The sequence below is a fragment of the Prevotella brunnea genome, from assembly GCF_008016795.1.
Lineage (GTDB): Bacteria > Bacteroidota > Bacteroidia > Bacteroidales > Bacteroidaceae > Prevotella > Prevotella brunnea.
Genome location: NZ_SDIK01000026.1, coordinates 41,756 through 52,706 on the forward strand (window position 1 = coordinate 41,756; position 10,951 = coordinate 52,706).

The 10,951-nt window shown below is 45.1% G+C and carries 9 protein-coding genes and 1 tRNA gene; 9 read left to right on the forward strand and 1 reads right to left on the reverse strand.

Features of this window, described 5'->3' with window-relative positions:
• The first annotated feature begins 3 nt into the window (after positions 1–3).
• From murD to ftsZ, 7 genes are all read left to right on the forward strand, one after another.
• The gene (murD, locus tag ETF27_RS04195) at positions 4–1,335 is read left to right on the forward strand and encodes a UDP-N-acetylmuramoyl-L-alanine--D-glutamate ligase (RefSeq protein ID WP_130830223.1); all 1,332 of its coding nucleotides are present in this window, start codon (positions 4–6) and stop codon (positions 1,333–1,335) included.
• A gap of 42 nt (positions 1,336–1,377) precedes the next feature.
• Positions 1,378–2,673 carry an FtsW/RodA/SpoVE family cell cycle protein gene (locus tag ETF27_RS04200; protein ID WP_147785526.1) on the forward strand — a complete coding sequence of 432 codons (1,296 nt, stop codon included), beginning with the start codon at positions 1,378–1,380 and terminating at the stop codon, positions 2,671–2,673.
• A gap of 359 nt (positions 2,674–3,032) precedes the next feature.
• Entirely contained in the window at positions 3,033–4,145 is a 1,113-nt protein-coding gene (gene murG / locus ETF27_RS04205) for an undecaprenyldiphospho-muramoylpentapeptide beta-N-acetylglucosaminyltransferase (protein ID WP_130830225.1), read from the forward strand.
• A 2-nt stretch (positions 4,146–4,147) separates the two neighbouring features.
• On the forward strand, positions 4,148–5,527 hold the full coding sequence (gene murC, locus ETF27_RS04210) for a UDP-N-acetylmuramate--L-alanine ligase (RefSeq protein ID WP_130830226.1): 1,380 nt from the start codon (positions 4,148–4,150) through the stop codon (positions 5,525–5,527).
• 3 nt (positions 5,528–5,530) lie between these two features.
• Complete coding sequence (locus ETF27_RS04215; RefSeq protein WP_130830227.1) at positions 5,531–6,418, forward strand: cell division protein FtsQ; 888 nt, start codon at positions 5,531–5,533, stop codon at positions 6,416–6,418.
• A gap of 28 nt (positions 6,419–6,446) precedes the next feature.
• Positions 6,447–7,892 (forward strand): cell division protein FtsA, encoded by a 1,446-nt coding sequence (ftsA, locus tag ETF27_RS04220; RefSeq protein WP_130830228.1) that lies wholly within the window; start codon positions 6,447–6,449, stop codon positions 7,890–7,892.
• 54 nt (positions 7,893–7,946) lie between these two features.
• A complete protein-coding gene (gene ftsZ, locus ETF27_RS04225; protein ID WP_130830229.1) occupies positions 7,947–9,260 on the forward strand; it encodes a cell division protein FtsZ in 1,314 nt (437 codons plus the stop codon).
• A 298-nt stretch (positions 9,261–9,558) separates the two neighbouring features.
• On the opposite strand, the gene recO is transcribed toward ftsZ, so the two are convergent.
• Positions 9,559–10,284, reverse strand: a complete 726-nt coding sequence (recO, locus tag ETF27_RS04230; RefSeq protein ID WP_130830230.1) for a DNA repair protein RecO — start codon at positions 10,282–10,284, stop codon at positions 9,559–9,561.
• Positions 10,285–10,401: 117 nt separating this feature from the next.
• Here recO and ETF27_RS04235 point away from each other — a divergent pair.
• Positions 10,402–10,473: transfer RNA gene (locus ETF27_RS04235), tRNA-Glu, on the forward strand.
• A 27-nt stretch (positions 10,474–10,500) separates the two neighbouring features.
• Positions 10,501–10,755 (forward strand): 30S ribosomal protein S20, encoded by a 255-nt coding sequence (rpsT, locus tag ETF27_RS04240; protein WP_130830231.1) that lies wholly within the window; start codon positions 10,501–10,503, stop codon positions 10,753–10,755.
• Positions 10,756–10,951: the final 196 nt, after the last annotated feature.

Consider the following 10,951-nt stretch of genomic DNA (forward strand, 5'->3'; position numbering starts at 1 on the left):
AATATGAATAGAATAGTTGTTTTAGGAGCAGGAGAAAGCGGTGCAGGTGCCGCCATACTCGCAAAGGTCAAGGGCTTCGATGTGTTTGTATCGGATATGGCTTCGATAAAGGACAAATACAAAACGATGTTGAACGACCACAACATTGAGTGGGAAGAGGGACATCATACTGAGGAGAAGATTCTCAATGCCGACGAGGTGATCAAGAGCCCGGGCATTCCGAAAGAAGCACCGATGATACAGAAACTTATCAAACAAGGTACACACATCATCAGCGAAATAGAATTTGCCGGGCGATACACCGATTCCAAGATGATTTGTATCACGGGAAGCAACGGCAAGACCACGACAACAAGTCTGATATATCACATCTTCAAAGACGCAGGTTACGATGTCGGGCTTGCAGGTAACATCGGAAGGAGTCTGGCTTTACAAATTGCCGAAGACCCACACGAATATTATATCATAGAGTTGAGTAGCTTTCAACTCGACAACATGTACGATTTCCGTGCGAACATCGCCATTTTGCTCAACATAACTCCCGACCATCTTGATCGTTACGAATACAAGTTTGAGAACTATGCCGATGCAAAAATGCGCATCATCAGAAACCAAACCAAAGACGACAGCTTCATTTATTGGAACGACGACCCCGTTATCAAGAAAGAGTTGGAGAAGTTCGATGTGAAAGCCGTACAATATCCATTCTCCGAACTCAAGGAGAAAGGCAGCATTGGATACATCGAGGAAGGGCAATACACGATAGAAAAGCCCACTCCTTTCAACATGGAGCAGGAGGCTCTCTCGCTAACGGGGAAACATAACATTTATAATTCTTTGGCCGCGGGCATTGCCTCAAATATCAGTGGCATAAGAAAAGAGAGCATACGCAAGAGTTTAAGCGACTTCCCCGGTGTGGAACACAGATTGGAAAAGGTGTGTAAGGTGGCCGGCGTGCAATACATCAACGACTCGAAAGCCACCAACGTGGACGCCTGCTGGTATGCGCTCGAGAGCATGAGAACGCCCACCATCCTCATTATCGGAGGCAAAGACAAGGGGAACGACTACAATGCCATCAAGGACTTGGTGAAAAAGAAGTGCGTGGGATTGGTTTATTTAGGTGCCGACAACAAGAAGTTGCACGACAACTTCGATTCTCTCGGCATACCCATTCGCGACACTCATTCCATGAAAGAATGTGTAAAGGCTTGTTACGACATGGCAAAAGCAGGCGACACCGTATTGTTGAGTCCATGCTGTGCCAGCTTCGACCTTTTCAAGAACATGGAAGATCGTGGCGATCAGTTCAAGTCGCTGGTAAAAGCACTTTAAGAACTACAAACAACAAGTGAGAAAAATCTCTTATCAACATCAATGAACAATAGGTCGATTAACAACATATTCAAAGGCGACAAGGTCATCTGGATGGTCTTCTTCTTTCTTTGTATCATAAGCATCATCGAGGTGTACTCTGCCTCAAGTTCCTTATCCTACAAAGGCGGAAACTATTGGAATCCCATCCTCAAGCATGTCGGTACATTGGCCGTGGGCTGGTTCATGATGATTGTAGTCATGAACATAAAGTGTCGTTACTTCAAACTCGCCACACCCATCTTGCTCTTCGCCTCTTTTATCTTATTGATATGGGTTTGGCTGGCAGGAGAAACCACCAACGGAGCCAATCGCTGGATATCGTTCTTAGGCATACAATTCCAACCATCGGAATTGGGAAAAGGTGCGCTCGTGCTTGCCATCTCACAAATCTTAAGTGCCATGCAGACCGACAAAGGAGCTGACAAGAAAGCGTTTCGTTTCATCCTCATCGTGTCGGCTTTCATCATTGGTCCGATTGTTTTCGAGAATTTATCCACGGCGATGCTCATATCGCTAACGGTGCTATTGATGATGTTCGTGGGACGAGTCCCCTTGAAGCAAATAGGAAAACTGCTTGGTGTATGTGCGTTATTCGCGGTGTTCTGCTTTGCCTTAATCATGTTGGTGGGGAACAACGAGGCTGCAACAAATCCGAAACAAACCCTCACAGAGCAGACTATACAGGAAACACAGAAAGAAGAAGGTACCATCGACAAGCTCTTCCACCGCGCCGACACATGGAAAGCTCGCATATACAAATTTTTCGACAATAAATATGTTGCGCCAAAAGACTTCGACTTGGATAAAGACGCTCAAGTGGGACACGCCAACATCGCCATTGCCTCTTCGAATGTTGTGGGCAAAGGTCCCGGCAACTCCACCGAACGCGACTTCCTGTCGCAGGCATTCTCTGACTTCATCTATGCCATCATCATCGAGGAAACGGGCATCGTGGGCGCGGCTTTAGTGGCACTGCTCTATATCGTGCTACTCTTCAGAACAGGCAAAATAGCCAACAAATGCGAAAATTCCTTTCCGGCTTTTCTTGCCATGGGCATCTCGTTCCTGTTGGTAACTCAGGCACTGTTCAATATGGCGGTTGCCGTAGGTCTGGCGCCCGTAACCGGACAGCCACTTCCACTCATCAGCAAAGGTGGAACATCAACCATCATCAACTGCATTTACATTGGAGCACTGCTCAGCATCAGCCGATTTGCCAAACAGAGGGCGGGAGACACGAGAAATGTCTCAATGCCTTCCAATAACATCTCCGAACAAACAATTGCTCACACATAAAGAATCGGATGTTTTACCGCCAAAGGCGAGCATTCGCAATGACAATTTATTATCACCCGGGACACAGGAGAAAATTAGCAAACAGAAAGAGAAAGAAGGGCTCATTTTTCCCACTGATTATCAAACACTTATACATTCCATTTTAAAAGCTAAGCTTTTGCGGTGTAAAAGCTAAGCTTTTGCAATGTAAAAGCTAAGCTTTTGGAATGCGAAAGCTAAGCTTTTGAAAACAAACAGAATAATTCTTGGTTACAAACAATGTTTTTTCACTCGCAAAATCTTAGAGAAAATAAAAAGAGGAGTAAAATTACAATAAGAGAAAAAAAATGATTAACTTTGTAAGTTAATAGTATAGAGCAATGAATAAAGATTTAAGAATCATCATTAGCGGAGGTGGAACAGGCGGGCACATCTTCCCTGCCGTCTCCATAGCAAATGCCCTAAAAGCCAAGTGCCCGGAAGCGAAAATTCTCTTCGTCGGAGCGGAGGGCAGAATGGAAATGCAGCGCGTTCCTGCCGCAGGATACGAGATAAAAGGCTTACCTATCAAGGGGTTTAACAGAGCCAACAAACTAAAAAACTTCAGCGTTCTCATAAAATTATGGAAGAGTTTGCGACTGGCAAAAAGAATTATCAAAGAGTTTAAGCCCCAAGTGGCAGTAGGAGTTGGCGGATATGCCAGTGGAGCAACGCTCTACGAATGCTCAAAAATGGGCATCCCATGCTTAATTCAAGAACAAAACTCATACGCGGGCGTTACCAACAAACTGCTTGCCAAGAGAGCACGAAAGATATGCGTGGCTTACGAGGGCATGGAACGCTTCTTCCCGGCGGAGAAAATCATCATGACCGGAAACCCCATACGACAGAACATCCTCGAAACAACAATTAGTCGGGAAGAAGCACGCAAGAGCTTCGGGTTGGATCCGCACAAGAAAACCATCTTGCTGGTGGGTGGAAGTCTGGGAGCACGCACCATCAACCGCTCAATGCTGGAGCATCAGGACTTGATAGCCGCCAAAGCCGACGTACAATTTATATGGCAAACGGGGAAATATTATCATCAAAGCATCCTCGAAACACTAAAAGGGAAAGAACTTCCCAACCTGAAAGTAACGGATTTCATCAGCGACATGGGCGCCGCCTATAAAGCTGCCGATTTGGTAATCAGCCGTGCCGGAGCAAGTTCCATCAGCGAATTTCAGCTCATTGGGAAACCGGTCATTCTCGTGCCCAGCCCAAACGTGGCAGAAGACCATCAGACAAAAAACGCCATGGCTCTCGTAAAGAAGGGCGCGGCATTATTCACCAAAGATGCCGACGCACCGGAAACATTGCTCGCACTGGCATTGAATACCATTGCCGATGATGAAAAACTTAGGAATCTGAGTGAGAATGTCAGAAAAATGGGACTGGAGAACTCGGCAAACATCATCGCGGATGAAGTGTTGAGACTGATAAAACAGAATTAAAAATGGACTTCAAAGACATAAAAGCAGTTTACTTTATCGGTGCGGGAGGCATTGGCATGAGCGCACTCGCACGCTATTTCCGCCAAAAAGGACTTGTAGTGGGCGGATACGACAAAACCCCCACCAACCTTACACGCAAACTGGAGCAAGAAGGCATAAGATTACATTACGAGGAAAATCCGGATTTCATACCCAAGGAGTGCAAACAGAAAAACTCCACGTTAGTAGTCTATACCCCTGCCATTCCATCCACGCACAAAGAACTTGCTTTTTTTCGTGAAAACGGATTTGAAACGGAAAAGCGCGCCCAAGTATTGGGACGATTAACACAGACACACAAAGGACTATGTTTCGCGGGAACGCACGGCAAAACAACCACATCCTCCATGTGTGCCCACATCATGCACCAAAGCCATCTTGACTGCAATGCATTCCTCGGAGGAATTTCAAAGAACTACGGCACAAATTACATCCTCTCGGACAAGAGCGACTACGTGGTGATTGAAGCAGATGAGTTCGACCGATCATTCCATTGGCTTCGACCGTGGATGAGCGTCATCACCTCCACCGACCCCGACCACTTGGACATCTATGGAACGAAAGAGGCTTATCTTGAGAGCTTCCGACACTATACGGAACTGATACAACCGGGTGGAGTCTTGGTGATACACAAGGAATTGGAAATGAGACCACATCCACAACCGAGCGTAACCGTATATGACTACGCACGAAACGAAGGCGATTTCCACGCAGAGAACATCAAGATGGAGAATGGAACCATTCGCTTTGACCTCGTTTCGCCCATCGAAAACGTAAACAACATAGAATTAGGACAACCCGTTCCCATCAATATAGAAAACAGCATCGCAGCCATGGCTTTGGCACAACTAAACGGATGTACCGCCGATGAATTGCGGAACGGCATGAAAACCTACGCGGGAGTGGATCGCCGGTTCGATTTCAAAATCAAGAATGACCGGCATGTGTTGGTCTCTGACTACGGACATCATCCGAAAGAAATCATCCAAAGTGCAGAAAGCTTGAAGGAAATTTATCCCAACCGTAAGATTACGGTGATATTCCAACCTCATCTCTACACACGAACAAGAGATTTCCACAAAGAGTTCGCCAACGCGTTAAGCCATTTCGACGAAGTGGTGCTGACGGAAATCTATCCGGCGCGCGAAGAACCAATCAAAGGAGTTAGCTCCGCACTTATCTTCGAAAACCTGAAAGAAGGCATAGAACGAAAAATGATCGTTAAGGATGAGGTCTTGGACTTTGTAAAAAGCAGAGATTTTGACGTGTTAGTGATATTGGGCGCAGGAAACTTAGATAACTATGTCCCCGAAATAGCGAAAATCATCAAAGCAAAAAAATAAGAAATGCAGATACATTGGAAAAAGATCATCATCGGAACATTGGATGTCATCTTGGCAATTTATCTTGTCATGGCGGTTACTGCTTGGAACACGCCGGACAAAACCAATCGTATCTGCACGAAAGTGGATATCAATATATCCGATTCCAATAACTCCGGCTTCCTAAGCGCGGAAGAAATAAAGAAAATCCTCGTAAAAGAAGAACTCTATCCGCTAAACAAACAATTAAAATTCATAGAGCCACGCAAGATTGAGGAAGCACTGAAGGTGGGGCCATTCGTGAACACCGCAGAATGTTACGTTACGGAAAACGGACACGTAAACATCACAATTTCACAACGGATGCCCATCATCAGAATAAAAAGCGAGAATGGAGATGATTATTATCTTGATGATAACGGGGGCATCTTGCCTAACTCAAAATACACAAGCGACCTGATTATCGCATCGGGAAACATTAGTCAGTGGTTCGCACGATATGGTATCGCCCCACTCGCGAAGACAATCAGTCAATCAAACTTCTGGCTTAACCAAATAGAACAAATCAATGTGCGCGAAGATCGGGGAATAGAAATCGTCCCACGCGTCGGAGAACACATCGCTTTTTTAGGCTTCTTACCCACGAAAAAAGGAAAATCGGCAAACGAGAAATCTGTAAGTGAGTTCGCAAAGAAAAAACTAACACGACTGGAGAAATTCTATCGCTATGGACTCGCACACGCCGGATGGAACAAATATTCCTACATCAACGTCGAATTCGACAACCAAATCATCTGTAAGAGAAGAACTGAGACTGAAAATCGGCAAGAAGTCAATACAGTGAAAACAGAAAAGAAAGAAGAAACGGTAAAGAAAGAAAAGCCGGAAGAAACAAACGAGGCAACAGAATAAAGGAAAAAGAAAAATAATATATACGTATATGGCAGAATTCATTGTAGCCATTGAACTGGGCTCATCAAAGATTACGGGAATTGCCGGCAAGAAGAACCTTGACGGAAGTATCTCTGTGAACGCCGTTGTCAAAGAAAACGCCTCACAATGCATCCGCAAAGGCGTAGTCTATAACATCGACAAGACAGGGCAGTGCTTAACCAACATCATCGCAAAACTCAAGAAACAACTGAAACACGAAATCTCACATGTCTATGTGGGCGTGGGAGGACAGTCGATTCGCAGCGTGAGGAATGTCATCATCAAAGAATTGCCAAACGACACCATCATCACCGGAGACATGATAAACGAACTGATGGACGCTAACCGCAACATGACTTATCAGGATCAGGAGATTTTGGACGCTGCCACACAGGAATACAAAGTGGACAATCAATACGCCATCGACCCCGTTGGCATAAAAGCAAGCCACTTGGAAGGAAACTTCCTAAACATATTGTGGCGCAAATCATTCTACGATAACCTCAATAACTGCTTCGAGAAAGCAGGCATCGCCATTGCGGAGATGTACCTTGCTCCGCTGGCATTGGCTGACAGCGTACTGACAGAAGCGGAAAAACGAGGCGGATGCGTACTTGTGGACTTGGGAGCAGACACCACCACCATATCCGTTTATCACAAGAACATCCTCCGCCACCTTGCTGTCTTACCACTCGGAGGCGCAAACATAACGAAAGACATAGCCAGTCTGCAAATGGAAGAGAAAGACGCGGAGGCAATGAAGCTGAAATACGCCAGCGCATTCACAGAGAACAACGACATCGACAACAACCTTAACTACTCCATAGATGCGGAAAGAACTGTAGAAAGTAGAAAATTCATAGAGATTGTCGAGGCACGAGTGGAAGAAATCATAGAGAACGTAATCTATCAGATACCACCGGAATTCATCGACAAACTGCTGGGAGGCTTTATCCTCACCGGCGGAGGCTCAAACCTGAAGAACATTGAGCAGGCTTTCCGTAATCACACGCATGTAAGCAAGGTTAGAATGGCAAAATTCGTCGCACAGACCATCACCACCGGCGATTCGGATATCAACGCTAAGAACGGAACCATGAACACTATCCTTGGACTACTGGCAAAGGGAGACATGAACTGCGCCGGCGAACCCATCAATCCGGATAAAAACCTTTTCGACGAAAACAAGGCAACAACTTCAAGTACCACGGATATTCATCAGACACCTCGAAGGGCACCGGAAATAGGTCAAGGCGTAGTACTGACTGCTGCTGAGAAAGAAAAAGCCGAAGCAAACAAGAGAAAACAGGAGGAAGAAGAACGCAAGCGAAAGGAAGAAGAAAAAGAAAGATTGCGCAAGGAAGAAGAAGAGAAACGCAAAAACAGCTTCTGGGGAAAATTACAGCGTAAAATCAAAGAGTTTGGAGGTTCCATCCTTGAGCCTGAAGACTGATGAACTTCATGAAGAGATGTTTTAGATTGGAAAACAAAAAAAGAACAAAAGGTTATGGCAGATAACAATAATAAATTAGATATTCTTGATTTTGGGGAAACCGAACAGAACAGTATCATCAAAGTTATAGGAGTTGGTGGCGGTGGTGGCAATGCCGTTAATCACATGTACAAAGAGGGCATTCACGAAGTAACGTTCGTTCTTTGCAATACCGATGCACAAGCCCTCAACGATTCTCCCGTACCCATCCATCTGCAATTAGGCAAAGAAGGACTTGGTGCCGGAAATAAACCGGACAAAGCACGCCAAGCGGCAGAAGACACGATAGAAGACATAAAGAAAATGCTCGACGATGGCACAAAAATGGCATTCATCACAGCAGGAATGGGAGGCGGAACCGGAACCGGAGCAGCACCTGTAATTGCCAGAGTGAGCAAAGAACTGGGTATCTTGACCGTGGGAATTGTAACCATTCCTTTCCGATTTGAAGGCGACAAGAAGATCGATCAGGCACTCGATGGTGTAGAAGAAATGGCAAAACATGTTGATGCCTTGCTGGTTATCAACAACGAGCGATTGCGCGAAATCTATCCGGAGATGAACGTGCTTGATGCTTTCGGAAAAGCTGACGACACGTTAAGCGTAGCAGCGAAGAGCATTGCAGAGATTATCACGGTGCACGGACTGATAAATCTTGACTTCAACGACGTGAAAACAGTGCTAAAGGATGGTGGTGTAGCCATCATGAGCACCGGCTATGGCGAAGGAGAAGGCAGAGTGAAGCAAGCGATTGAAGACGCGCTCAACTCCCCATTGCTCAACGAGAATGACATCTACAACTCGAAGAAGATATTGCTATCCATCAATTTCAGCAGCGACAGACAGGAGAATCCGGGACTGACAATGGAGGAGATGAACGATATCAATGATTTCATGGGACGATTCAGCGACGGTTTCGAACTGAAATGGGGACTGGCACTCGACCCCGCACTCGACAAGAAAGTAAAAGTAACCGTGCTTGCCACAGGTTTCGGCATCGAAGACGTGGACGGAATGAACAGTCATCTCCTCAAGCACTCGCAGGAAGAGGCAGCACGCATCGCAGAGGAAGAAGAACGAAAGGCAGAACGCAGAGACCGAAGGGAGCGTTATTACAAGGACAACAACAACTCGCAGTACAAACGTCGCCCACACATCTATCTTTTCTCGCAAGAAGATTTGGACAACGAGGACATCATCCTTGCCATAGAAAACACGCCAACCTACAAGCGCACAAAGCAGATGATAAAAGAACTGAAGACTACCCCCGAGAAGCCGGAAGATGATGGACAGGTAGAGGAAATACAGGGTGTCATCAGCTTTACTTAAAGTGGGGATTAGAGCACTGCCACTTCGGTCGGCAAGATGGCGCCACTTCAGTATTTTCCGACTGCCATATCACCTTATGACGCTAAAAAGCAAAGTCAAGCAAGCAAAGTGAGGCAACGGAATACGCAACTTAGCATACTTGCGACCGATACCGATAAAAAAAAGCGAAGGACTTACCGCATAGTATCAGCCCGGTCAGTTCGAGGTGGCGATGTTATAGAACCGAAACAACAGGGGAAAAGCCACAAGGGTCGCATAAATTTTTATGACAATTAAAACTTGTCGGATGAACAGATGCTTACGAAAAAACATCTTTCAAGATCGAAAAACTTCGCAACTCGGGCATATTGGGGATATGCAAACGATAATAATAAAGGATGAGAGCGGCGATTCGGTTGCGCTCTTCATGTGTAAACTTAAAAAGGTGCATCGTTTCGTAATTCATACGCATTAGATTTATCACAAAGGTTGCGTCTGCAGATGAAAGGAAATCGGTATGAAGCGGTGCTTTCGGAGAGAAACAACCATTACGCAAATCAAAAAAGCTACCTTCCCGATAGGTCGTAAGATTAGGATAAAAACCAACAAACCTGCTTAAACGTGCCATGAAAAGCAAATGGAAGTTGGCAAGACCTTCAGAAGAAGCGTCGAGCCACTCCAAACTATTCACTATATAACGAAACAGTGCGGCGTTCTCCTGCTCGGATTGCGTTACATAAAAAAGGAATTCGGAAAGGAAGAAAAGCAAACTCGACTTTATCGGATCAAATGGAATGGTGGAATAAGGAACAGCGATACGCGCATCGCGGATATGCTGCAGGGTGGACCGAGCACGATCGAAATATTCCAAATCAAGGATTGTCAAAGGTTGGAAATATTGCTTCTTAACTCTCGATTTGGAAGTCTTGGGAACGCGCACGATGAAAGACACTCGCCCCGACTTTTCAGTAAGGACATCTACGATGAGCGAAGACTCACCATATTTAATGCTTCGCAGTACCACAGCAGCTGTTTTTACCAACATAACCTAACTTAAAACATACAAAAGTACAAAAAAATAAGCTTTTGATAAAAAATAAGCAGGAAAATTTGGCAGGATAAAATAAATGCGCTACCTTTGCACCCGCAATTAAAACAGCATGGTCCCTTCGTCTATCGGCTAGGACACAAGATTTTCATTCTTGCAAGAGGGGTTCGATTCCCCTAGGGACTACGATACAAACAATTAGAGAAAGTAAAGATGGCAAATCACAAATCATCACTCAAAAGAATCCGCCAGGACAAGGCAAAATCTCTGCATAACAAATACTACGCAAAGACTATGCGTAACGCGGTTCGCAAACTGCGCTCCATTACCGACAAGGACGAAGCTGTAAAGCAATATCCTACAGTGCAGAAGATGCTTGACAAACTTGCTAAGACCAATATCATTCATAAGAACAAAGCAGCTAACTTGAAGTCAGGTCTCTGCAAGCACATTGCATCATTGGGCTAAAAGTTGCCCTTCAGTCATAGCATACAAGAATTATAAAGGTCGCAATTCAAATGGATTGCGACCTTTTACGTTTAAACTCTTCGGATAAAGCAAGGGAAATTTGTCGGTAGCGACACATAAATTCGGCTCAGTAGAAATTTACTGGGGGAATAATTTGTTATTTATCTTAATAATTCCGACCTTCGCATCATGGAAG